This window comes from Massilia endophytica (assembly GCF_021165955.1).
GTDB classification, from domain to species: Bacteria; Pseudomonadota; Gammaproteobacteria; order Burkholderiales; family Burkholderiaceae_D; genus Rugamonas; species Rugamonas endophytica.
Genome location: NZ_CP088952.1, coordinates 2,419,858 through 2,440,896, shown reverse-complemented (window position 1 = coordinate 2,440,896; position 21,039 = coordinate 2,419,858). Strand labels below are relative to the sequence as shown.

Annotated in this window: 22 protein-coding genes; 11 read left to right on the top strand and 11 right to left on the bottom strand. The window is 64.9% G+C overall.

Annotated elements, in window-relative coordinates; genetic code table 11:
- Positions 1 to 15 precede the first annotated feature (15 nt).
- From LSQ66_RS10860 to LSQ66_RS10835, 6 genes are all read right to left on the bottom strand, one after another.
- Positions 16 to 1,185, bottom strand: a complete 1,170-nt coding sequence (locus LSQ66_RS10860) for a hypothetical protein (RefSeq protein WP_231769793.1) — start codon at positions 1,183 to 1,185, stop codon at positions 16 to 18.
- A gap of 21 nt (positions 1,186 to 1,206) precedes the next feature.
- On the bottom strand, positions 1,207 to 1,863 hold the full coding sequence (locus tag LSQ66_RS10855) for a glycoside hydrolase family 19 protein (protein WP_231769792.1): 657 nt from the start codon (positions 1,861 to 1,863) through the stop codon (positions 1,207 to 1,209).
- Positions 1,864 to 1,955: 92 nt separating this feature from the next.
- Positions 1,956 to 2,579, bottom strand: coding sequence for a DUF2589 domain-containing protein (locus tag LSQ66_RS10850; RefSeq protein WP_231769791.1), 624 nt, complete (start codon positions 2,577 to 2,579; stop codon positions 1,956 to 1,958).
- A gap of 178 nt (positions 2,580 to 2,757) precedes the next feature.
- Positions 2,758 to 3,309 (bottom strand): hypothetical protein, encoded by a 552-nt coding sequence (locus LSQ66_RS10845; protein WP_231769790.1) that lies wholly within the window; start codon positions 3,307 to 3,309, stop codon positions 2,758 to 2,760.
- Positions 3,299 to 3,574, bottom strand: a complete 276-nt coding sequence (locus tag LSQ66_RS10840; RefSeq protein ID WP_231769789.1) for a hypothetical protein — start codon at positions 3,572 to 3,574, stop codon at positions 3,299 to 3,301. The genes LSQ66_RS10845 and LSQ66_RS10840 overlap by 11 nt, the downstream gene beginning before the upstream one ends.
- A gap of 18 nt (positions 3,575 to 3,592) precedes the next feature.
- Positions 3,593 to 4,120: a DUF2589 domain-containing protein gene (locus LSQ66_RS10835; RefSeq protein WP_231769788.1), complete on the bottom strand. Its 528-nt coding sequence runs from the start codon at positions 4,118 to 4,120 to the stop codon at positions 3,593 to 3,595.
- A gap of 222 nt (positions 4,121 to 4,342) precedes the next feature.
- Between LSQ66_RS10835 and LSQ66_RS10830 the strand changes: the two genes are divergently transcribed.
- Positions 4,343 to 5,701 carry a hypothetical protein gene (locus tag LSQ66_RS10830; protein WP_231769787.1) on the top strand — a complete coding sequence of 453 codons (1,359 nt, stop codon included), beginning with the start codon at positions 4,343 to 4,345 and terminating at the stop codon, positions 5,699 to 5,701.
- Positions 5,702 to 5,738: 37 nt separating this feature from the next.
- Here LSQ66_RS10830 and LSQ66_RS10825 read toward each other — a convergent pair whose 3' ends face one another.
- The 3 genes from LSQ66_RS10825 to LSQ66_RS10815 are packed head-to-tail and all read right to left on the bottom strand — an operon-like array spanning position 5,739 to position 8,050.
- Positions 5,739 to 6,311 (bottom strand): hypothetical protein, encoded by a 573-nt coding sequence (locus LSQ66_RS10825; protein WP_231769786.1) that lies wholly within the window; start codon positions 6,309 to 6,311, stop codon positions 5,739 to 5,741.
- A 26-nt stretch (positions 6,312 to 6,337) separates the two neighbouring features.
- Positions 6,338 to 7,405 carry an extracellular catalytic domain type 2 short-chain-length polyhydroxyalkanoate depolymerase gene (locus LSQ66_RS10820; protein WP_231769785.1) on the bottom strand — a complete coding sequence of 356 codons (1,068 nt, stop codon included), beginning with the start codon at positions 7,403 to 7,405 and terminating at the stop codon, positions 6,338 to 6,340.
- Between the two features lie 39 nt (positions 7,406 to 7,444).
- A complete protein-coding gene (locus tag LSQ66_RS10815) occupies positions 7,445 to 8,050 on the bottom strand; it encodes a helix-turn-helix domain-containing protein (protein WP_231769784.1) in 606 nt (201 codons plus the stop codon).
- 324 nt (positions 8,051 to 8,374) lie between these two features.
- Between LSQ66_RS10815 and rpmI the strand changes: the two genes are divergently transcribed.
- The 8 genes from rpmI (at position 8,375) to LSQ66_RS10775 (ending at position 15,893) form a co-directional block, all read left to right on the top strand.
- Positions 8,375 to 8,572, top strand: coding sequence for a 50S ribosomal protein L35 (gene rpmI, locus LSQ66_RS10810; RefSeq protein ID WP_110849662.1), 198 nt, complete (start codon positions 8,375 to 8,377; stop codon positions 8,570 to 8,572).
- A 24-nt stretch (positions 8,573 to 8,596) separates the two neighbouring features.
- Positions 8,597 to 8,956 (top strand): 50S ribosomal protein L20, encoded by a 360-nt coding sequence (gene rplT / locus LSQ66_RS10805; RefSeq protein ID WP_231769783.1) that lies wholly within the window; start codon positions 8,597 to 8,599, stop codon positions 8,954 to 8,956.
- Between the two features lie 108 nt (positions 8,957 to 9,064).
- Positions 9,065 to 10,081 (top strand): phenylalanine--tRNA ligase subunit alpha, encoded by a 1,017-nt coding sequence (gene pheS, locus LSQ66_RS10800; RefSeq protein WP_231769782.1) that lies wholly within the window; start codon positions 9,065 to 9,067, stop codon positions 10,079 to 10,081.
- 33 nt (positions 10,082 to 10,114) lie between these two features.
- Positions 10,115 to 12,541: a phenylalanine--tRNA ligase subunit beta gene (gene pheT / locus LSQ66_RS10795; protein WP_231769781.1), complete on the top strand. Its 2,427-nt coding sequence runs from the start codon at positions 10,115 to 10,117 to the stop codon at positions 12,539 to 12,541.
- Between the two features lie 111 nt (positions 12,542 to 12,652).
- Positions 12,653 to 13,000: an integration host factor subunit alpha gene (locus LSQ66_RS10790; protein ID WP_231770091.1), complete on the top strand. Its 348-nt coding sequence runs from the start codon at positions 12,653 to 12,655 to the stop codon at positions 12,998 to 13,000.
- 12 nt (positions 13,001 to 13,012) lie between these two features.
- Positions 13,013 to 13,405, top strand: coding sequence for a MerR family transcriptional regulator (locus tag LSQ66_RS10785; protein WP_231769780.1), 393 nt, complete (start codon positions 13,013 to 13,015; stop codon positions 13,403 to 13,405).
- Between the two features lie 187 nt (positions 13,406 to 13,592).
- Complete coding sequence (locus LSQ66_RS10780; protein WP_231769779.1) at positions 13,593 to 14,225, top strand: response regulator; 633 nt, start codon at positions 13,593 to 13,595, stop codon at positions 14,223 to 14,225.
- Positions 14,226 to 14,360: 135 nt separating this feature from the next.
- Positions 14,361 to 15,893 (top strand): CHASE3 domain-containing protein, encoded by a 1,533-nt coding sequence (locus LSQ66_RS10775; protein ID WP_231769778.1) that lies wholly within the window; start codon positions 14,361 to 14,363, stop codon positions 15,891 to 15,893.
- On the opposite strand, the gene LSQ66_RS10770 is transcribed toward LSQ66_RS10775, so the two are convergent.
- Both LSQ66_RS10770 and LSQ66_RS10765 read right to left on the bottom strand, forming a co-directional pair.
- Positions 15,790 to 16,596, bottom strand: coding sequence for a Crp/Fnr family transcriptional regulator (locus LSQ66_RS10770; RefSeq protein WP_231769777.1), 807 nt, complete (start codon positions 16,594 to 16,596; stop codon positions 15,790 to 15,792). The two genes, LSQ66_RS10775 and LSQ66_RS10770, sit on opposite strands and share 104 nt — an antisense overlap.
- Before the next feature lie 224 nt (positions 16,597 to 16,820).
- Positions 16,821 to 18,815 carry a methyl-accepting chemotaxis protein gene (locus LSQ66_RS10765; protein ID WP_231769776.1) on the bottom strand — a complete coding sequence of 665 codons (1,995 nt, stop codon included), beginning with the start codon at positions 18,813 to 18,815 and terminating at the stop codon, positions 16,821 to 16,823.
- A 132-nt stretch (positions 18,816 to 18,947) separates the two neighbouring features.
- Here LSQ66_RS10765 and LSQ66_RS10760 point away from each other — a divergent pair, with 132 nt between their 5' ends.
- On the top strand, positions 18,948 to 19,619 hold the full coding sequence (locus LSQ66_RS10760) for a response regulator transcription factor (protein ID WP_231769775.1): 672 nt from the start codon (positions 18,948 to 18,950) through the stop codon (positions 19,617 to 19,619).
- A complete protein-coding gene (locus LSQ66_RS10755) occupies positions 19,612 to 20,946 on the top strand; it encodes a sensor histidine kinase (RefSeq protein WP_231769774.1) in 1,335 nt (444 codons plus the stop codon). Before LSQ66_RS10760 ends, LSQ66_RS10755 begins: the two co-directional genes overlap by 8 nt.
- The last annotated feature ends 93 nt before the right edge of the window (positions 20,947 to 21,039 follow it).

The following is a 21,039-nucleotide window of genomic DNA, read 5'->3' as shown; positions in this document are numbered from 1 at the left end:
TTGAAGGGGTACTGCTTACAGCTCGAGCGGGTTGACGACCCGCACGGTTCCCGCGCCCTGGAGCCCGTTTCCGTTATTCCAGAGCATGTTTGACGAGACTGGTCCTTGCGACGTGAGAAGCTGGGCGGCGACCGTGTCGGTGCGGGTGCCGGGATAGGGCTCGCCGCCGCTCGCTTCCACCAGGCGGTTGGCGAGCCCGCCATAGACGCCGTTCCACAGCTGGGTGTGGCTGCCCGCTTCGCCGCTGAACGCGGTGAGCCCGTCGCAATTGAAGGCATAGGAAAAGGTGGTGGGCCCGTTGGCAGGCTGCAGCCGCACCGATTCGGGCAGCAGGACCATGCCGCAGGACGGCACCAGCTGGATCTTCACGAAGCGGCCCGCCGTGCGCACACGGCCGTGCCGGTTGGCGCCCTTGTCGCCGCTGCGCGCATGGTCCAGCCCCACTTCGACGCCGAAATCGATCGGCACGCCGCCGTGGTCGCGCACCGTGGGAATGCGGCACAGCGCGCTGCTTTCATCCACGCCGATCACGCCCTCGGGCAGCGCCGACAGCACCGGCTGGCCCGCCGCACCGTACCAGCGCAGGAAGGCGGCGCCCGAGCGGTAGTGCTTGCGCGACAGGTAGTGGTGCCTGCCATGCATGGCGCCGCCGCGCTGGACCAGGGCCGAGCTCCACAGCTCGCCCGGCAGCGTGGGATCGAGCGCATGCTTGCCGCCGTCCCGGCGCGCCGGGAAAGAGGCGCTCACCGCCGTGCCGAACACGAAGATCCAGTCCTCGTAGACCACGCTGGCCACGAGGGAGCGCAGGCCGCCGAACAGCCCGTCCCAGTGCTGGTGGTAGGGCGGCGGCAGTTGCAGCTCCGAGGGCGCCTCGCCGCTCCAGCCTTCGAGCAGGCCGTGCAGGTAGGCCCCGCCCGCGCCCCGGTAGGTGAAGGCGGGCGCCATGAAGACCTTCAGCGTTTTCACGCTGGGGTCGCACATCGCCTCCGCCCGCTCGATGGCGTCGGCCGTGAAGGCCAGGCGCGCTTCGATGTCCCAGCACTGGGCGAAGGCGTCCGCGCGCTTGCCGGGCGTTGGACTGAGCAGCCCGCTGTAGCTGCCCAGTTGGCCGGGCGGGGCCGACAGGATGAAGGGCCCGGTATGCAGCTCCCAGGAAATGAACTGCACCTTGCTGTAGTTGCACATGCTGTGGCCTCCGCGCGTGGCTCAGACGGCCGGCAGCCCGAGGGCCTGGCGGGCCCGCGACCAATAGGCCTTGCGCTCGTCCAGCCCGATGGTGCCGCCGTTGATGCGCTTGGTGATCTGCACGAAGGCGTTGGCGGCGTCCGCGCCGCCGGTCTGGTCGGCCAGTTCGTTCAGGCCTTTCGCGCGCCAGAACCAGCCTGCGGAAAGGGCGGCGCCGGCGGGCTGCAGCAGCTGGTCGGGATCGCCCAGCGCGTCCACCTGCATGTCTTTCGAGAACAGCGCATAGTTGGCGCGGCCGGTCAGCTGGATCAGGCCCCGGCCGCGGTAGCGCCAGCCGTCGCCGCTGTGCTCGTCGCCGTTGCCCATGCGTCCGGCGTACACATAGTTGGCCAGGGCTGCGGCGTTGTGCGCGTAGCGCGCGGCGATCTCGTCGGTGGGGAAACGCTGGGGCCACACCTGGCGCAGGCGCGGCGCCGAGTAGTTGAGCGATTCTTCCAGCCGGCCCAGGGCCGAGGACTCGACCAGGATCTGCGCCAGGAAGGCGGCCTGGCGCAAGGGCGTATCGATGGCGCAGCCCTGCATGCAGTGCTGGAGCGCGCTCAGCCACTGGGCGGCGCGCTTGTCGGCATCCGGCGTGGCCAGCACGGTGCGCAGCTGTTGTTGCGTGATGTCGTTCATGTCTCAGCCTCCTGTCGGAATGGCAGGGGCGGGCCGAAGCGGCCCGGGTAAGCGGGCTGGAGCCCGCTTACCTTGCCCTGTTGCGGTGGGGATTACTGGTGGTCGGCAGCGGCCGCAGGCGCCACGCGCGGCTGGATCGCCGTGTGCAGGATGTCGAGCACGCGCGCCAGGCCTTCAGGCATGCCGCCGTCCTCGGCCAGCACCTGCACGTGGTACTTGGCGCTGTTGTCGGAGCTGCGGGTGTTTTCCTTGTGGGAGGCCACCGAGCCTTCGACGTGAACCTTCAGGCTGAAAGGACCCCAGCCCACGCTGGCGTCGGCCGACATCTTGGCGCTGGTGTCGGTCGACTCCTTGGAAGCGAAGGAGGACTTCACTTCCATGTCGAAGGTGATGTCCACCTTGGTGATCGACAGGTTCGGCACCTTCACGATCGCCAGCAGGGGCACGTCCAGGGAGACGTTCTCCTGGATCTGCTTGCTGGGATCGCTGGGGTCCTGCACGGGGCGGGTGAAGGCGAAGTGCGCCAGGCGGGTGGCGCCGACGCCGCCCGCGTCGCCCTGGGCCGGTGGCATGAAACCGACGTATTTGATGAAGTCGGCGGTTGCGTTCGCCAGTTTGACCTGGGCGTCGCATGCGGCGGTCAGGGGGCCGCCAATCAGTTCTGCCATCGGCAGGCCCTTGAATTGCGAAGCCATATCTACGAGTTCGCCAGCCATAATCTACTCCTTGAACAATTAACCCTTGCGGGTGGTTTTGAGAATCACATGGAATTATGTGAACGGGTTATCGCTGAAGCGCCTTTTTAATTCGGCGCCGCGATATAAGCAGATTAAGACCGGGGATTATTTATTGCGTGGCGGTTTCTGGCGGGGCGCCAGAATCAAACAGGCGGATTTAATTGCGGTGGAAAGTCTTTTTAATCCATGCGCCGAAACGCGCGCGCAGGGAATTGGCGGCAATCTGTTCCTGGTGAATGCGGAATAATTGCTCGCGCAATTCGGGAGTCAGGCGCACCAGATGGTTCCGCCGGTTTTTGTAGCCCGGGCGCCGGGCTGGGCGGATGGCCATGCTCACGCCCTCCTGGCTGGCGCTTACGGTCAGGGCCAGCAAGGGGGCAGGGCGCCGCCAGAGGGCCGGCCTCTTCAGGCTGAACACGGCTTCAGGAGTCCGCTCCCAGCCGAAGCGGCGTTCCACGCAGTAGCCGTAGAGGGTGAACTCCAGCAGCTCCAGGCGCGGGCGGTAGGCGGAATGGAAGCGGCCGGCGGGGATGGCCTCGAGGGTGGGACCCGTGCGGTAATGGAAGGCGGCATAGCTGGCGCAGCGCCGCTCGGGAGCGGCTTGCCCCACCAGCTCCTCCAGCGCCTGGCCGCCGCCCCGGTAGGCCTGCGCGAGGGCCTCGCGCAGCTCGTCCGCGCTGCTTTGGGTCGCGCGGCGCTTATTTGCCATTTTCGAGGAACATCGGTTTGCGGTCGAAGCCGATGTGATAAACGGCATACTGCAATACGATCTGGTGCTCGCCGATATTATAAAGGCCGAAGCTTTTCTCCATATTCAGCAAATATCCGCGCGGTGTGGAGGATAGGCAGAGATTCACCTGGTCCATCGCCTCCTGGACCTCGGCTTCGGTTTTCATGTTTTGCGGATTGTCGTTGCCGACAACAATGCGCTTGATGAAGCGCATATTCGTGATCTGGAAATTACCCGTGCTCATGTCAGTCTCCAGAAATGCTTAAGCGCCCGGGGCCGGAGCTTCCACCGGTCCCTGGGTCTTGACCACGTCGTTGAGCAGGCGCGCCAGGCCCTCGGACTTTTCCGTGGCCACGAGCTTGAGCTTGATATGCGCGGCGTTGCCGCTCTTCCCGGCGATGCCGCCGTTGCCCGGATTGACCATCAGGCCCGCCTTCTTCTCGGCGGGCGCGGCGCGGCCCAGCTGGTCCATGATCCCTTCGTGCACGCTCTCGCGCTCGTGGTGTTCGAAGGCGCCCAGCTCCACGTCCAGGTCGATCTCGGCCTCGCCGATGACGAGGGAGCTGTGCGGAACGAGCGAGATGACCGGCACGCGGTAGAGGTGATGCGCGTCCGGCGCCGCGCCGCTGTGGATGGCGGGCACTTCGATATCGATGCTGGTCGGTTTGTGCGAATCGTCGAAGAACGACGCAATGTTTGCCAGCTGCGCTTTTTCCACCATGTGCTGCGCATTCATGATCGAGCCCGCAATAGCCCGCACCATGTCTTCCAGACTCGTCAAGATAGCCATAGAGTTTCCCCAGATTGTTTGTTGAGCGAATGCCGGCAGAACCGGCGCAGAACAAGCATAGCCTCGGCATTTGCCGGCCTTCTGACCGATTCTGGCGCGCGCCCTGCGCAGCCATGGAGCGTCAGTTTTGCGCTCATTGCGCTCCCTACGATGGAACGAGGCCGTGCGCCGCACGCGCCATCTATTCACAAGGGGGATGCAATGAGAAAGGTTCTATGTCTGATGTTCTTCTGTTCCGCGGCGGCCGGCGTGGCCGCCGCGGATGACAATGGCGCGCTGCTGTGCGCGGGCTTTCGCGACGTGGGCATGGCCAAGCAGACGGTGGCCGACATGCGCGCGCCGGTGGAGGCGGCGGTGTACGCGCTCGACAACGCGAGAATCGAGCTGCCGTCGCCGGTGCTCGCCACGGGCAAGCTCACCTACCTCAAGATATCGTCCGACCTTCCGGCGGACCTGGACCAACTGCGCGTGATGGGCTATTTCGAACTGAAGGACCATGGCCGCTGCCTGATTCCGCTGGTCGTCAATCACATTGAACAGGTAGCGCCGGGGACAGGGGAAAAGGAGCAGGAAAGGACGCGGGTGTACTTCCGCGTGCCCGACGTCGAACGCCTCGGCAATCCCTTCGGCCACATGTACCAGTCGGTCAACCTGCATGTGGCGGCCTACGGCAGCGGCGCGGAGAGCGGCAAGATCTATTTCGGCCGCGTGCTGCGCATGACGGTGTCGCACAAGCACGGCAGCGTAGGGCTTGCGCTGCTCTTCGCGGCCGTGGTGTATGTGATCGCCGCTGCCGCGGTGGCCGCAATGACGGGGCGCGGCGATGGCGAACAGTCCGGCTGGCGCCGCGCGTTCAAGCGGCTCATGCCCTGGAATATCATCGGCGACAGCGGCCAGACGGCCTTGTCGCAGCTGCAGATGATGATCTTCACCGTGATCGTCGCTACGCTGCTCTTCTACCAATGGCTGCGCACCGGCATGCTGCAGGAGCTCTCGGTCGACCTCCTGTACCTGATCGGCATCTCCACCGCGGGCGCGGCGGGCAGCCAGGTGGCGTCGCAGTTCAAGAAAGGCATGGCGGCGCGTAACTATGCCTACGTCCAGCAGCTCGGCTGGTTCAACGCGCCATTCGTGCAGCGCCAGGCCGAGGCCAATCCCGCCGAGCTGCTCATGACCAGCAAGCGCTTCGACACCAACAAGTTCCAGATGATGGTGTTCACCTTCGTCATTGCGGCCTATGTGATCGCGAGCGGGGCTTCCGAGCTCGATACCCTGCATATCTCGTCCACGCTGCTGACTCTCATGGGCATCAGCCAGGGCGCCTATGTGGGCGGCGGGGCCGTCACCGACAGCCTGGCCACCCTGCAGCACCAGCTGCGCGGCATGCAAAGCCTGCAGAAGCGCTACCAGGACAGCGCGGACCCGCAGCTGCAGGAGGAACTGCTGAAACGCTACGAGAAGGCGGCCACGCGCGCGGCGGAACTGTTCGGGGCGATCTACGGCCGCGAGATCAGCGGCGAGCTGCTCGCCATGCCGATGGATGTGAAGATGGAGGAAGAGGAGGTGCCGGAAGCGGCGTAGGGGAGAGGCGGGAGGGACAAGCCCTCCCGCCGTGGCATCAACTGGCGCTGCTGCCTGCTGCGGATCGCGCAGCAATCAGTTCGTCGAGGGCGCGCTGGGTGAGGATGGTGGTAGCCGCGTTGGCGGAGTTGAGCAGGGCTGCGGTTTCCTCCGCCTCCTTTTGCAGCGCGCCGCCCAGGTCGCGCAGATAGCTCGCCGCAGTGAGCGAGACCTCATCTCCCGTTTGCGCCTCGCGCAGGTCGCCGATGCAGGCATGGCTGCGCGCCGCGACCTGTTCCAGCACCTTCCTGCCCTGGGACGAAAGATTGGCAAGGAAGTTGAAATGCAGGTCGAGCAGCTCCTGCAGGGGACGCGCCGACAGCGCGGGATTGAGCATGCCAAGCTGCGCCTGCAGCATGCGCAGGCCGGCCGCGCTCTGCACCTCCTTCAGCTCCTTGTGCAGCTCCAGCATGGACTTGAGCAGTTCGGCCACCTGGGCCTGCACCTCCGGCGCCTGCGCGCCGGTCTCCTTCAATCCCTTGCTGCCGGTTTCACCCAGCTCCTTGAACATGCCCATGAACTGCTTGCCGAGGGCAAGCCATTGCGATTGCGATTCCGATTGGGACGACATTGTTGGCTCCTTTGGTCAGTGTGGTATCAGGGTTGCGCCGCGGCGGGCTGGCCGAGGCGTTCGATCATGGCCATGACGGCCGACATCTGCGCGCCGCCGCGGGTGTGGAAATTCGGCTTGGACGGGTCGTCGCTGGAGTAGCCCCAGAAGTCCCAGCAGCCGCGCGGGTTGGCGGGAATGGATTCCGAAGGGTGGGCCTGCGGATAAAGCACGATGAGCGCATTCGCGTCCGCGAACTCGTTATAGCCCGTGCCCTGGTAGAACGTGGCGCCGATCACGCTGGCGCCCTGGCGGCAGCCATGGAAGGCCACGTGCACGGCGCAGCCCCCGGCGCGGCAGGCGTTCGGCACATAGGCATAGGCGTCGGCGTCCATGCTGGTGCGCCTGCCGCGAAGGAACTCGCCCTGGTCGAACCGGATCAAGTCTCCGCCCAGCGTGCCGGTGTTTGCCGCGGCCCGCTTGTCCGGGTAGATATGGCGCAGCAGCTCGTGCGACTGGACGAACTTGCAGTTGTTGATGTAGGGCGAGCTGCTCGCCTCGCAGGGCAGGTCGCGCGGATTGGCGGTAACGATGGCATGGCCTGCCAGTGCGCTCTTCTGGTAGCGCAGCCGGTCTTCTGGCACGCCCGCCAGGCTGTAGTACTGCTGGACGGCGTCCACCACCACGGTCTTGACCGTATTGTCGTTGGCCCCGCTGAACAGGTAGACGCGCTGGCTGGCCAGGTTCTCCACCGGGTCGATCAGCCCCGCCGCCGCGAACTCCTTCGCTTTCCCGAGGGAGATGCCGCCCTTGGCCGCAACGGAAGGCGCGGCGGGCGACATGCAGGTGGTGGTGGCGTTCTCGACCAGCGAGATGTCGGCATAGGTGCCCGCGCAATAGTAGGGCCCCGCGGCGATCACGCCCACGCCCATGAAGCGGGCCGAGTAGGCCGTGGCCATCTGGGCCGCCATGAAGCCGCCGGACGAAATGCCGGACACCGAGGTCAGTTCCAGATTGGCGCCCAGGGCGGGCAGGGGCTGTTTTTTCTCCTGCGCCAGCGCCGGTTGCAGCAGCAGGGCGGCGCATAAATGCAGCAATACGATGGTTTCTTTCATCTTGATATCTCCTGTGGATGGTGGAAGTAAATAGAAGGCTCAGGGATCGATTATTAAAAGATCGCCGAAGGAATAACCGCGCACGCGCTCGGTATTTAAGGGAAGCTTCATTCCCATACTGTTCTCGATCTTCTGGCGCAGGCGCCGCACCATTGTGTCGATCCGGTTCTGGTCATAACTGAGGTAGTCTTCGCCGAAAGACTGGACAATTTGTTTTCGGCTGACCACTTCGCCGATTTCGACCGTGGCGAAGATTTTGATGAAATTGAATTCCAGGGTGGTAAGCTGGGCGCCCGCCCCGCTAGGGCAGTCGAGCCGCCGGTAGCGCATGCTGAGGCGCCAGCCGGGGTTCAGCTGGCGCGCCAGACTGAGAATGCTGGCGAGGAGCTGGGGGCGATGCTGCGGCGCATCCTTCCCGGCAGCCGGGTTAAAAATGGTCACGCCCCGGGTCTGCCCGGTTTTCTCTTCAGGAACAGGGGCCTGAATCGGAATATATTGCTGCGCCCGCGATAATTCCGACTGCAAATGTCTGCAGCAAGCAACAGCGTCTTTCATCTCGATTACCTGATAGCCGGCATTTTGAAAAATGCGGGCCAATTCCTGGGTTCGCGAGGCGTCCTGCCCTAACAAAAGTAGATCCGTCATAATCTTTTCTGTTCAGTTGCCGATGAACAGATGTTACGGGTCCGGGAATATCTAACTCTGGCAATATCTGGCAGAAAATGTCACTGTCAAATTAAAAGTATTGCCGGGATATTGTGATAATTGGGGAGAATATGCGGAGTAATATAATTGGAGAGAATTGCGGCGGCCCGATTCCACTTGGTTGCGGCCCGGTCCGCGGCTCGTGCAGGAGGGGCTTTCTTTCGGGGGCAGTTGTGTTACAATCCGAGGTTCCCGTGAGAGCAGGCACCGAAAGCGCAGCGTAGGGCTGCCACCTGCAATCCGGTCATGTTTGGAGCATTTAACATGCCAAAAATGAAAACCAAGAGCAGCGCGAAGAAGCGTTTCCGCGTTCGCCCAGGTGGCACCGTGAAGTCCGGTATGGCGTTCAAGCGTCACATCCTGACCAAGAAAACCACCAAAAACAAGCGTCAACTGCGTGGCACCCGTAACATCAATGCGTCCGACGTCCAGCGCGTCTACGCGATGATGCCGTCCGCTTAATCTCACACACTTTAAGGAGCTACTATGCCTCGAGTAAAACGTGGGGTTACTGCGCGTGCCCGTCACAAGAAAGTACTGAACCTGGCCAAGGGTTACCGCGGTCGTCGCAGCAAGGTTTACCGTATTGCCAAGCAAGCAGTGATGCGCGCTGGCCAGTACGCCTACCGCGACCGTCGTAACAAGAAGCGCGTCTTCCGCGCACTGTGGATCACCCGTATCAACGCCGCTTCGCGCGAACACGGCATGACCTACAGCGTCTTCATGAATGGCCTGAAGAAAGCCGCTATCGAACTGGACCGTAAAGTCCTGGCCGATATGGCTGTGGCGGACAAGCCTGCGTTTGCAGCGATTGTCAACGCCGTGAAAGCAAAGCTCGCTGCCTAAACCACAGTGATCGATGTTGCATGCCGCCGCAAGGCGGCATGAAGAGCGGGGCAGGGTATAACAACCTGAGCCCCGTTTTTAATTTCCAAAACAGGAAAACACAGTCGGATGAACTCCCTCGAACAACTCGTTGTCTCCGCGCAGGCTGATTTCGCCGCCGCCGCAGACGCTGCCGCCCTGGAAAACGCCAAAGCCAAATACCTGGGCAAGACCGGCCAGGTTACGGAACTGATGAAGGGCCTGGGCAAGCTGGACCCGGAAGAGAAGAAGGCGCAGGGCGCCCTGATCAACGCCGCCAAGCAGCAGATCGAAGCCGCGCTCACCGCGCGCCGTGATGCGCTGGCCGAGGCCCAGCTCCAGCTGCGCCTGAACGCCGAAGAGATCGACGTGACCCTGCCGGGCCGCGGCCGCGCCACCGGCGGCATCCACCCCGTCATGCGCACCTGGGAGCGCGTGGAGGCGATCTTCCGCTCCATCGGCTTCGACGTGGCGGGCGGTCCCGAGATCGAAACCGACTGGACCAATTTCACTGCCCTGAACAGCCCGGAGAACCACCCGGCCCGTTCGATGCAGGACACCTTCTACATCGAAGGCAACGACAGCACAGGCAAGCCCCTGCTGCTGCGCACCCACACCAGCCCGATGCAGGTGCGCTATGCGCGCAGCCACCAGCCGCCCATCAAGGTGATCGCGCCTGGCCGCACCTACCGCGTGGACAGCGACGCCACCCACTCGCCCATGTTCCACCAGGTCGAGGGCCTGTGGATCGCCGAGAACATCAGCTTCGCCGACCTGAAAGGCGTGTACCTGAACTTCGTGAAGGCCTTCTTCGAGACCGACGACCTGCAGGTGCGCTTCCGTCCTTCGTATTTCCCGTTTACCGAACCGTCGGCCGAAATCGACATCGCCTTCGGCAGCGGCCCGCTCAAGGGGCGCTGGCTGGAGGTGTCCGGCTCCGGCCAGGTGCACCCGAACGTGGTGCGCAACTTCGGCCTCGATCCCGAAAAGTACATTGGCTTCGCGTTCGGCTCCGGCCTGGAGCGCCTGACCATGCTGCGCTACGGCGTCAACGACCTGCGCCTGTTCTACGAAGGCGATCTGCGCTTCCTGAAGCAGTTCAACTAATCGTTCAACGCAAAGAATACTGAAGGCTGACACATGCAATTCTCCGAAAACTGGCTCCGCACCATGGTCGATCCGAAGATGACTTCGGACGAGCTCTCCCATCTGCTCACCATGTCCGGTCTCGAAGTGGAAGAGGTGGACCCTGTCGCGCCCCCGTTCACCAATGTGGTGGTGGGCCATGTGCGCGAAATGGCCAAGCACCCGAACGCCGACCGCCTGAACGTCTGCCAGGTGGACGTGGGCACGGGCACCTTGCTGAATATCGTCTGCGGCGCGCCCAATGTGCGCCCCGGCCTGAAGGTGGCCTGCGCCATGGCGGGCGCCGTGCTGCCTCCGGGCGCGGACGGCAAGCCCTTCGAGATCAAGGTGGGCCAGCTGCGCGGCGTCGAGTCGCAGGGCATGCTGTGCTCCGCGCGCGAACTGAAGCTCTCCGAAGAGCACAGCGGCCTGCTGGAGCTGCCGGACGATGCGCCCGTGGGCAAGAACTTCCGCGACTACTTCGCGCTGAACGACCTGAAATTCACCATCAAGCTCACGCCGAACAAGGCGGACTGCCTGTCCGTGCTGGGCGTGGCGCGCGAGGTGTCGGCCCTGACCGGCTCTCCCCTGAATCTGCCGCAGTACCGCGCGGCGGCCGTGAACACGGATGAAGTGCTGCCCGTGAAGATCAGCGCACCGGACCTGTGCGGCCGCTTCTCGGGCCGCGTGATCCGCAATCTGAACGCCAAGGCGGCCACGCCGGAGTGGATGAAACAGCGCCTCGAGCGCAGCGGCCAGCGCTCCGTGTCCGCCCTGGTGGACATTTCCAACTACGTGATGCTGGAAGTGGGCCGTCCCTCCCACGTCTTCGACCTCGACAAGATCCACGGCGGCCTGGATGTGCGCTGGGGCCGCGCGGGCGAATCGCTCAAGCTCCTGAACGGCAATACCATCGCCGTGGACGAGTGGGTGGGCGTGATCTCGGACGACAAGGAGATCGAATCCCTGGCCGGCATCATGGGCGGCGATTCCACCGCCGTGTCGCTGGACACCGCCAACATCTACCTGGAAGCCGCGTTCTGGTGGCCGAACGCCATCCAGGGCCGCGCCCGCAAATACAACTTCTCGACCGATGCGGCCCACCGCTTCGAGCGCGGCGTGGACTACGCCACCACCGTGGAGCATATCGAGCGCATCACCTCCCTGATCGTGGAGATCTGCGGCACCGCCGAAACGAAGGTCGGCCCCGTGGACGACCAGACCGTCAACATCCCCCAGCGCAAGCCGGTGACGATGCGCACCGCCCGCGCCCAGAAGGTCATCGGCGTGCCGCTGACCGATGAAGTGGTGGCGGACATCTTCCGCCGCCTCGGCCTGTCCTTCACCCAGGAGCCGGGCGTGTTCGCCGTGACGTCGCCCAGCTACCGCTTCGACATCGAAATCGAGGAAGACCTGATCGAGGAAGTGGCCCGCGTCTACGGCTTCGAGAACATTCCCGCCAAGCCGCCGGTGGCCGAGAACACCATGCGCATCGAGCCGGAGAACACCCGCTCCATCTTCGCCGTGCGCCACCAGCTGGCCGACCTGGGCTACCAGGAAGTGGTGAACATGAGCTTCGTGGAAGCCCAGTGGGAGCTGGACTTCAACGGCAACGACAGCCCGATCAAGCTGCAGAACCCCATCGCCAGCCAGCTCTCCGTGATGCGCTCCTCGCTGATCGGCAGCCTGGTGGCCAATGTGCGCTACAACCTGAACCGCAAGGCGCCGCGCGTGCGCGTCTTCGAAGTGGGCGCCATCTACCGCCGCGACCCGGCCGTGGCCGACGGCCCCCTGAGCGTGGCGGGCTACGACCAGCCGCAGCGCGTGGCCGCCATCGCCTACGGCCCCGTGGCCGACGAGCAGTGGGGCCAGGCCACCCGCGACGTGGACTTCTTCGACGTGAAGGCCGACCTGGAGGCCCTGTTCGCCCCGGCCGTGCTGCGCTTCAGCAAACTGGCCCATCCGGCCCTGCACCCCGGCCGCGCCGCCTCGGTGGAGCTGGATGGCAAGGTCATCGGCTTCATCGGCGAGCTGCACCCGCGCTGGCTGCAGAAGTACGACCTGCCGAAAGCCCCCGTGATTTTCGAGGTGGACGCCGTTGCGCTTCAGCAACGCGGCGTGCCGGTGTACGCGGAAATTTCCAAGTTCCCGGGCGCCACGCGCGACCTCGCCGTGGTGGTCAAACAATCGCTGGCGGCACAGGCCCTGCTCGATACTTTCACGGCCGCGGCCCAGGCGCATGCTCAAGGGCACATCGTGCAAGCCATTGTTTTGTTTGATGAATATCGTGGCAAAGGGCTCGAAGCGGACGAAAAATCGCTTGCTTTCCGCTTTAGCTTGCAAGATACTCAAAACACTTTGCAGGACGATTTGGTGGACGGTTTGATGACCGCGCTGGCCGATGCCGCGCAGTCCTCGCACGGCGCTAAACTGCGCGCGTGATGAACCTTTTTGCAACACCGTTCTTTTTGAAGGCAGGGCAGCAAAATTAACAACAACGACGTCGATTCCGCCGTACTCCAATCCGCATTGGACGCCGAGCTGCACAGCGCCATGCAGACGGCCAAGGTACGCAAGGAAGCTGAAAAGGACTTGCCCACGCTGACCAAGGCGGAGCTGGCCGAACTGCTGTTCGAACAGGTTGGCCTGAACAAGCGCGAGGCGAAGGACATGGTCGAGACCTTCTTCGACGAGATCCGCAACGCCCTGGAACGGGGCGAGGCGGTGAAGCTGTCCGGCTTCGGCAACTTCCAGCTGCGCGACAAGCCGCAGCGTCCCGGCCGCAACCCGAAGACCGGCGAGGAAATCCCGATCACCGCGCGCCGCGTGGTGACCTTCCACGCCAGCCAGAAGCTGAAGGCCATGGTGGAAGACAGCGCCGGCATGGCGCGCGCGGCCTGATAACGGTGCGGCATGAACGATCGCCTGAGCAAGACTGAACTCGCGGTGCTGCCGCCGATTCCGGCCAAGCGCTATTTCACAATCGGCGAGGTGAGCGAGCTGTGCGGCGTCAAGCCCCATGTGCTGCGCTACTGGGAACAGGAATTCACCCAGCTGAAGCCGGTGAAGCGGCGCGGCAACCGCCGCTATTACCAGCACCACGAAGTGCTGCTGATCCGCCGCATCCGCGAGCTGCTCTACGAACAGGGCTTCACCATCAGCGGCGCGCGCAACAAGCTCGACAGCCGCGCCGCCCATCAGCATGCCGATGGCGCCGATGTGCTGGACAATACCCTTGTGCCGCCGCCACTCGACCCCAATATGGTGCGCGAGGAATTGCTGGCGATTCTCAGTCTGCTGAAATAGCGGACCCTGCAGAAGGCGCTGTCCAGCGCCTTTTTTTTCGCCTGTACCCCTTTGGCCTGTAGGCGCTACAATGGCGTTAAACGTTACATATTTGGTGCTACAATATTAATGTTATGTTTTTGCTAGCGAAAAATGTAGACGCAGATCACGTGGGCTGGCCCAGCCCGTAACTTAGAGGTTCCAGAGAATGATACGCGTTGCCATTTGTGACGATCACCAGATTGTAAGAGCGGGATTCAAGCAGATCTTCTCGTCGTCCGACGATTTCACCGTGGTGGCCGAGGGCAGCACGGGGCGCGAAGCGCTGGAAATCGCCCGCCGCGAGATCTGCGACGTGCTCCTGCTGGACATCGCGATGCCCGACCAGAGCGGCATCGACACGCTGCGCACCATCCGCCAGGGCCAGCCGGACCTGCCGGTGCTGATCCTGTCCGGCTATCCGGCCCAGCAGTACGCGCTCAACCTGTTCAAGATGGGCGCGAACGGCTACCTGAACAAGGAGTGCGAGGCCGAGGAGCTGATCACGGCCGTGCGCACCGTCTACCAGGGCCGCCGCTATGTGAGCTCGCAGGTGGGCGAGCTGCTGGCCCAGAGTTTCGACCGCGATCCCAACACGGCGCTGCACACCGAGCTGTCGGACCGCGAGTTCCAGGTCTTCCTGCGCCTGGCGCGCGGCGCCACCGTATCCGACATCGGCACGGCGCTCTCGCTGAGCATCAAGACTGTCAGCACCTACCGCACGCGCATCATGGAAAAGATGGGCCTGCAGTCGAACAGCGATCTGACGTATTACGCAATGAAAAACAACTTGCTGGACTGATCACCCGGCAACATCCTGTTACAGTTTTCCAGTGTGCAAAACCTGCACACGATAGGTTTCCTCGGGGCAGCTACCGGAAGGGCGGTCTATAATGGACTGCCCGTTGCAGAGCAAACCCAGCAAGGACGCTTCAGGATGTACTTCACTCTCACACCGGCCCCGCAACACCGGCTGCCTCTCTACAAGACGCTGCTGTGCGTGACGTGCGCACTGATCCTCATTGTCAACGGAATCAGCCTGTTCCATAACCTGCAGTCGCTGAACGGCGCCAATGCCCAGCTGCTGCAGAGCTCGCGTGTGGCCGAACGCCTGCAGTACCTGGACGTGCTGGTGCAGGACGCGGAGAGCAGCATGCGCGGCTATTTCCTGTCGGGGCAGGATATCTACCTGGGCCCCACGCGCACCGTGGTGGCCAAGACGGAAGCGGAATTCAAGGAGCTGGAACGGCTGCTGGCGGACAGCCCGGGCCAGCTCAAGAACCTGAACCAGCTGCACACCCTGGTGCGCCGCAAGCTCGGCATTCTGGCCGAGACCATGGAGGTCTACCGCCATGGGGGACTGGAAGAGATTGTCAACATCGCCCGCTATGCGGACGAGCGCAGCGGCATGGACGAGATCCGCCTGCTCACCGTCATCATGATCCAGGAGCAGAACGAAACCCTGGCGGCGCGCAGCGCCGGCTTCTACCACGAGTACCAGAAGGCGGTGCTGCTGGGCACGGGCATCAATGCCCTGGCCATCGTCGTGCTCATCCTCTTCTACCAGCTGGTGCGGCGCAGCTTCGTCACCCGCGCGGCCGTCGAGTACGCGCTGCAGCAGTCCAACGAGAACCTGGAGGCCATGGTGGCGCAGCGCACCGAGCAGCTCTCCGTGCTCTCGCGCCACCTCATCAGCATCAGCGAGGAAGAGAAGATGCGCCTCTCGCGCGAGCTGCACGACGAGATGGGCGCCAACCTCACCTCCATCAGCATGGATATCGCGGCGGTCACCCACCAGCTGCAGAAGACCCAGCCCGAGCTGGCAGCCCAGCTGCGGCGGGCGCGCGGCACGCTGGTGGAAACGGTGGAGCTCAAGCGCCGCATCATCGAGAACCTGCGCCCCAGCCTGCTGGACAACCTCGGCCTGTGCGCCGCCATCGACAGCTATACGGAAGACTTCAGCCGCCTCACGCGCATTCCCTGCGAGACGGAGATCGGCCCCGAGATCGACGGCATCGCGCGCGCGGGCGACAGCAGCCTGTCGATTGCGCTCTTCCGCATCGTGCAGGAATCGCTCACCAATATCCGCAAGTACGCCAAAGCCTCGCACGTCAGCGTTACGCTCAAGACGGATGCGGACGGCCAGCTGGTGCTGCGCGTGATCGACGATGGGGTAGGGATTGCGGCCAACAATATCGTGAAGCCGATGTCGCATGGCTTGCTGGGCATGCGGGAGAGGGCGCTGCTGCTGGGAGGAAGCCTGACGGTGCGGCGGGGGCGGAACGACTTGGGCACCTGCGTGGAGGTGCATATTCCCCTGAAGGGAAAGCCGGTGACGCCGTCCGGCGCCACCGTGCCGGAGGGCGTCAGCAGCCCGCTACGTCAACGAGCAGACGATCATATTCCGTCTTCGCCACCTTATAGCATTCCCCGGCATACTGCTCCAGACCCTCGCGGTTCAGCACAGTGATATTGCCGCGGCGGTAGGTGATAAGGCCGTCTTCCTGCAGTTTGCCCGCGGCGGCCGTGATGCTTTCGCGGCGCACGCCCAGCATGATGGAAATCATTTCCTGGGTCACCTTCAGCTCGTTGGTGGGCGAGCGGTCCAGGCGGTCCAGCAGCCAGCGGCACAGCTTCTGCTCGATGGAGCTGTGGCGGCCGCCGACGGCGTTCTGCGCCATCTGGGCGAACAGGGCGGTGTTGTAGCGCATGAGCAGCTGGGGCAGGGCGCCGCCCTGGTTGAACACATCGCGCAGGGCCTGGGCTTTCAGGCGGTAGCCGTAGCCGGCGCTCTGCACCACGGCGCTGCACATGGCGCGTTCGCCGGGGAACATGGACACACCCACCACGCCTTCATGGCCGACCACGGCAATCTCCGTGGTGGCGCCGTCTTCCATCACATACAGCAGGGACACGATGGCGGTGGTGGGGAAGTAGACGTTTTCCAGTTTGCTGCCGTACTCGAACAGTTCCTTGCCGAAGGGCAGCTGCACCAGCTCCAGGTGTTCGAACAGGGATTCCAGCACCTCGCGAGGCAGGGCGGCCAGCAGTTCGTTCTGCTGGGTGCCGCTGTAGCTGACAACCGGCCGGGACGCCACTTTGTAATCACGTGCGCCAGGCAGCGGGCGGGACGTAGTGTTCTGGGCAGTGGCGCCGGTTTGTGTGTTGTTCATATTATCCTCACAGACTTAAAGTACACATTCGCCTCCGGCGCCGTCTTGGACGTAACGGGCGGCGCTTCTGTTCTCGCGCCGCTTTGCCGGATGCGTTGCTAGTACTTTAATTTCCTATGTAGGTAACGAACATAAGACGGGTTTCCGCCCTCATGTAGGCTGGAAACATGGCGCTTTGTAGGCCTGGTCCTACTTCAGATCACTTATGCATACCATGAAAAGTGTCAGCCATGTCGCCGCGCTGCCTCGCGGCTGCTCAGCCGTGGCTTGTTGGCGCTCCAGGAATGCGGCAGGGCAACAGTTCCCAGGCCATCCGTGCGGCTGGATACATAAGCCTGCCCGGCCGTTTCGCCGGAGAGGCGGAAGCGGCTCAACGCCTGGTTGAGCAAGGCGCTTTCCTCGTGCACGCGGCCTGCTCCTACAGAGGCTTGAAGTACAAGGCCTGCATTCTGGCGGTTCATGCCGTCGATGCGGGCGAGGGCGCTGTTCAGCGAGCCGATCTCCGCGCGCTGCTCCGCCTCCGCCGCGCCGATCTGGCCGATGAGGGCGGCCATGCGGTGCACGGAGTCCACGACCTCGGCCATGGTGGCGCCCGCGCTGTCCACCAGGCGGCTGCCCGATTCCACCTTGCCCACCGAGTCCGCGATGAGCTGCTTGATCTCCAGGGCCGCCGCCGCCGAGCGCTGGGCCAGGCTGCGCACTTCGGCCGCCACCACGGCAAAGCCGCGCCCCTGTTCGCCCGCGCGCGCCGCTTCCACGGCCGCGTTCAGGGCCAGGATATTGGTCTGGAAGGCGATGCTGTCGATCACGCCGATGATGTCGGCGATACGGTCCGAGCTGGCGCGGATGGAAGCCATGGTCTCCACCACTTCGCGCACGCTGTCGCCGCCGCGGCGCGCCACGCCGCTGGCGGCCTGGCCCAGACGTTCCCCGTCGCGGGCGTGGGCGCTGTTGCGCTGGACGGTATCGGCCAGCTCGCGCATGGAGGCCACCGTTTCCGCGAGCGCCTCGGCCTGGGCTTCCGTGTGGCCGGACAGGCTGGCATTGCCCTCGGCCAGCTCGTCCGCCGCACCGCCGATGTGGCCGGCGCTGTTGCGGATATCGGCCACCAGGGTTTCCAGCGAAGCCGTCATGCGGCCGAAGGCATTGGCCAGGCTGCCGATTTCGTCGCGCGCCGGGGAGGCGATGCGCACGCTCAGGTCGCCGTCCGCCGCCGCTTTCACGGCCCCGTTCAGGCGGGCGATATCGCGCGAGAAGGAGGCGTAGAAACCGGCGCCCAGCCAGCTGGCCAGGGCAATGGCGGCCAGCACCGCGGCCAGGATCAGGTTGCGGCGCAGGGCCGCGCGGCCGGCGCGTTCCGCCAGCAGGCCATCCAGCACCTCGGCCGAGGCCTGCGCCACGCCGTAGAGGCCGTCGATGGCCTGGCTGCCGCCCGCGTTGAAGGCCTTGCCCGAGGTCTGGTTGTAGGACATGGTGATCTCGTTGTGCGTGCGCACCAGGAAGGCGAGGGCGGCGGGAATGGCCGTCCGCTGCCTTGCCTGCACGGGCGGCAGGCGGGGCATGCGCTCCAGCTCGTGGCGCGCAATCATGGCGGTGGCGTTCAGCAGCTGGTCCTCGTTCGCTTCCAGCAGCCCGGTGTCGATATAGGAGCCGCCGCGCGCGGCGATCACGGACAGGCCTTCCGCGATGTCGGGAATGGTCTTCACGAAGGCGCCGATCAGGTAGTAGGTCTGCACCTCGGGGTCCAGGCTCAGCTTGGAGCGGTCGGCCACCAGCGTCACCAGTCCGCCGATGCGGGCGATGAAGGCGGTGTGCCGGGCCAGGCCGCGCCTGGGATCGGGCGACGCCTGGCGCAGGGTCTTCCAGTCGGCCTGCAGCGCCTGGAATTCGGGCAGGGCGGACAGCTCCTGCGCCTCCTTCTGCCAGCCGTCCAGCTTGCCGAGCGCGGCATCGATCTGCGCCGCCAGCGGGCGCACATCCTGGCCCAGGGTGGCGAGGGCGCGCCGCTGCTGGCTCAGGCGCTTGAGCTCCTGCAGCTGGACGATGTAGGCCACGCCGCGCCGCTCCTGCGCCGTGTAGGCGATGGATTTATGCAGCTCCGCCATCAGCAGGCCCGTCGCCGCCAGCAGGGGCAGCAGGAACACGAGGGACACCAGCGTAAATTTGGGCAGCAGGCGCAGGCGCTGCATGAGGGCGACGGCAGGGCGGAGAAGCAGCATCGTATATTCCTGACAAAGGGGTTTCTGTGAGGAAATTGTGACTTGCAAATATGACGGGCCGATGAAATGCCCCCTCTGTCGCCGCGGGGGCTGTCCGTGCATAATGCTCACATCACAACTTGCCTCCGCCCCATGCACGTACTCCTCGTAGAAGACGACGCCATCCTCGCCGACGGCCTGGCAAGGGTCCTCGCGGGGCACGGCATGTCCGTCGATACCCTGGGCAGCGGCAGCGAGGCCGATGCGGCCCTGCAGCGCTCCCAGCCCGCCGACGTGCTGGTGCTCGATGTGGGACTGCCCGGCATGGACGGCTTCGAAGTCGTGCGCCGCCTGCGCGGCCGCGGCAGCAGCCTGCCCGTGCTCCTGCTCACGGCGCGCGACGCCGTGGAAGACCGCGTGCGCGGCCTGGAAACAGGGGCTGACGACTACCTCGTGAAACCCTTCGCCACGCCCGAGCTGGTGGCCCGCGTGCGCGCCCTGGCCCGCCGCAACGCCCCCCAGCCCGCGGTACTGGCCCTGGGCATGCTGGCGCTCGACCTGGACGCGAAGCGGGCGCGCATCGGCGAGCGTCCCCTCGACCTCTCCGTGCGCGAATGGGCGCTGCTGGAATACCTGCTGCAGCACCAGGCGCGCGTGGTTTCCAAGCAGCAGATCATCGACGCCATCCTGCCCTGGGGCGGCGACGTGACACCCAATGCGGTCGAGGTCTACGTCTCCCGCCTGCGGCAGAAGACGGCGGACGCGGGCATCCAAATCCGCACGATAAGGGGCTTCGGCTACATGCTGGAAGCGGCCGATGCCTAGCATCCGCCTGCGCCTGCTCAAGCGCCTGATCGGCCCCATCCTCGCGCTCAACCTGGCAGGCGGCGCGCTGATCTATGCCCTGGCCTGGCTGCCCGTGCAGCTGGCCCTGGACGGCAGCCTGGCCGATTCCGCCGCGGCCCTGGCCGCGCGCCTCGAGCTGCGCCAGGGCGCGCTCCATCTCGACCTGCCCCGGGCGGCCGAACGCGCCCTGCGCGGCGATGCCAGCGACCTGGTCTACTTCGCGGTGCGCGACGGCGCGGGCCGGCTGATTGCAGGCGATGCGGACCTGCCTGCGGCCAGCGTGCGCACCGGCGCCTCGGACGGCATCATGCGTGGCGAAGCCGTACGCGTGGCCAGCCAGCCTGCGGAGGTGGCGGGGCAGCCCGCCACCGTCACCGTGGCCAAGACGGTGCGCCAGCGCGCCCAGACGCGCCAGGCCATTGTGCGCGCCCTGATCCTGCTGGAGGTGCTCTTTGCGCTGGCGGCCGTGGGCCTGATCTGGTTCTCGGTAAGCAGCGGCCTGCGGCCCCTGAACCGCATGCGCGCCATGCTCGCTGCGCGCGACGCGGATGAACTGGAGCCGCTGCCCGCCGCCGACATCCCTTATGAGCTGGAGCCCGTGGCCCAGGCCCTCAACGGCCTGCTGGAGCGCGTGAGCCGGGGCGCGCGGGCGCAGCAGGACTTCCTCGCCAACGTGGCGCACCAGCTGCGCACGCCGCTTGCCGGCCTGCACACCCAGCTGGACCTGCTGGGCGAGCGCCATGCCGATCCCGATTCCGCCCATGCCCTGGCCCTGATGCGTTCCTCCACCGAGCGCATGATCCGCCAGGTGAACCAGCTGCTGGCGCTGGCGCGCGCCGAGCCGGGCCACGGCGGCATGAAGCGGCGCGAGGCGCTGGCGCTGGACGGCCTGCTCGCGGAAACCGTGCAGCACTTCGTGGAGCAGGCGGCGCGCAAGAACATCGACCTGGGCTTCGAGCTGGAGCCTGCGGTGGTGCAGGGTGAACGCTTCCTCCTGCGCGACCTGGTGGACAACCTGATCGACAACGCCATCCGCTACACCCCCGAAGGCGGCGCCGTCACCGTGGCCTGCCGCAGCACGCCGGAAGGCGCCCTGCTGACGGTGGAAGATTCCGGCCCCGGCATTCCGGCCGCGCGGCGCGAGGCCGTCTTCAGCCGCTTCGTGCGCCTGGACGAAAAAACAACAGGCAGCGGCCTGGGCCTGGCCATCGTGCGCGATATCGCCCAGGCCCACGGCGCCACAGTCGCCATCGATACACCCGCCAACGGCCAGGGCGCGCTGTTCAGCGTGCATTTTCCCGCTTAATTTCAATCTGTCAGCCTTTTGTCAGGATTTCCTCAGGGAAATGCAAGCTTCGGCTTGTAGACTGTCCTTACTACTTCAGAACGGGGACGGCAG

Coding starts and splice junctions, on each gene's coding strand:
- LSQ66_RS10860 (WP_231769793.1), bottom strand. CDS start 1,185: ATGTGCAACTACAGCAAGGTGCAGTTCATTTCCTGGGAGCTGCATACC.
- LSQ66_RS10855 (WP_231769792.1), bottom strand. CDS start 1,863: ATGAACGACATCACGCAACAACAGCTGCGCACCGTGCTGGCCACGCCG.
- LSQ66_RS10850 (WP_231769791.1), bottom strand. CDS start 2,579: ATGGCTGGCGAACTCGTAGATATGGCTTCGCAATTCAAGGGCCTGCCG.
- LSQ66_RS10845 (WP_231769790.1), bottom strand. CDS start 3,309: ATGGCAAATAAGCGCCGCGCGACCCAAAGCAGCGCGGACGAGCTGCGC.
- LSQ66_RS10840 (WP_231769789.1), bottom strand. CDS start 3,574: ATGAGCACGGGTAATTTCCAGATCACGAATATGCGCTTCATCAAGCGC.
- LSQ66_RS10835 (WP_231769788.1), bottom strand. CDS start 4,120: ATGGCTATCTTGACGAGTCTGGAAGACATGGTGCGGGCTATTGCGGGC.
- LSQ66_RS10830 (WP_231769787.1), top strand. CDS start 4,343: ATGTTCTTCTGTTCCGCGGCGGCCGGCGTGGCCGCCGCGGATGACAAT.
- LSQ66_RS10825 (WP_231769786.1), bottom strand. CDS start 6,311: ATGTCGTCCCAATCGGAATCGCAATCGCAATGGCTTGCCCTCGGCAAG.
- LSQ66_RS10820 (WP_231769785.1), bottom strand. CDS start 7,405: ATGAAAGAAACCATCGTATTGCTGCATTTATGCGCCGCCCTGCTGCTG.
- LSQ66_RS10815 (WP_231769784.1), bottom strand. CDS start 8,050: ATGACGGATCTACTTTTGTTAGGGCAGGACGCCTCGCGAACCCAGGAA.
- rpmI (WP_110849662.1), top strand. CDS start 8,375: ATGCCAAAAATGAAAACCAAGAGCAGCGCGAAGAAGCGTTTCCGCGTT.
- rplT (WP_231769783.1), top strand. CDS start 8,597: ATGCCTCGAGTAAAACGTGGGGTTACTGCGCGTGCCCGTCACAAGAAA.
- pheS (WP_231769782.1), top strand. CDS start 9,065: ATGAACTCCCTCGAACAACTCGTTGTCTCCGCGCAGGCTGATTTCGCC.
- pheT (WP_231769781.1), top strand. CDS start 10,115: ATGCAATTCTCCGAAAACTGGCTCCGCACCATGGTCGATCCGAAGATG.
- LSQ66_RS10790 (WP_231770091.1), top strand. CDS start 12,653: ATGCAGACGGCCAAGGTACGCAAGGAAGCTGAAAAGGACTTGCCCACG.
- LSQ66_RS10785 (WP_231769780.1), top strand. CDS start 13,013: ATGAACGATCGCCTGAGCAAGACTGAACTCGCGGTGCTGCCGCCGATT.
- LSQ66_RS10780 (WP_231769779.1), top strand. CDS start 13,593: ATGATACGCGTTGCCATTTGTGACGATCACCAGATTGTAAGAGCGGGA.
- LSQ66_RS10775 (WP_231769778.1), top strand. CDS start 14,361: ATGTACTTCACTCTCACACCGGCCCCGCAACACCGGCTGCCTCTCTAC.
- LSQ66_RS10770 (WP_231769777.1), bottom strand. CDS start 16,596: ATGAACAACACACAAACCGGCGCCACTGCCCAGAACACTACGTCCCGC.
- LSQ66_RS10765 (WP_231769776.1), bottom strand. CDS start 18,815: ATGCTGCTTCTCCGCCCTGCCGTCGCCCTCATGCAGCGCCTGCGCCTG.
- LSQ66_RS10760 (WP_231769775.1), top strand. CDS start 18,948: ATGCACGTACTCCTCGTAGAAGACGACGCCATCCTCGCCGACGGCCTG.
- LSQ66_RS10755 (WP_231769774.1), top strand. CDS start 19,612: ATGCCTAGCATCCGCCTGCGCCTGCTCAAGCGCCTGATCGGCCCCATC.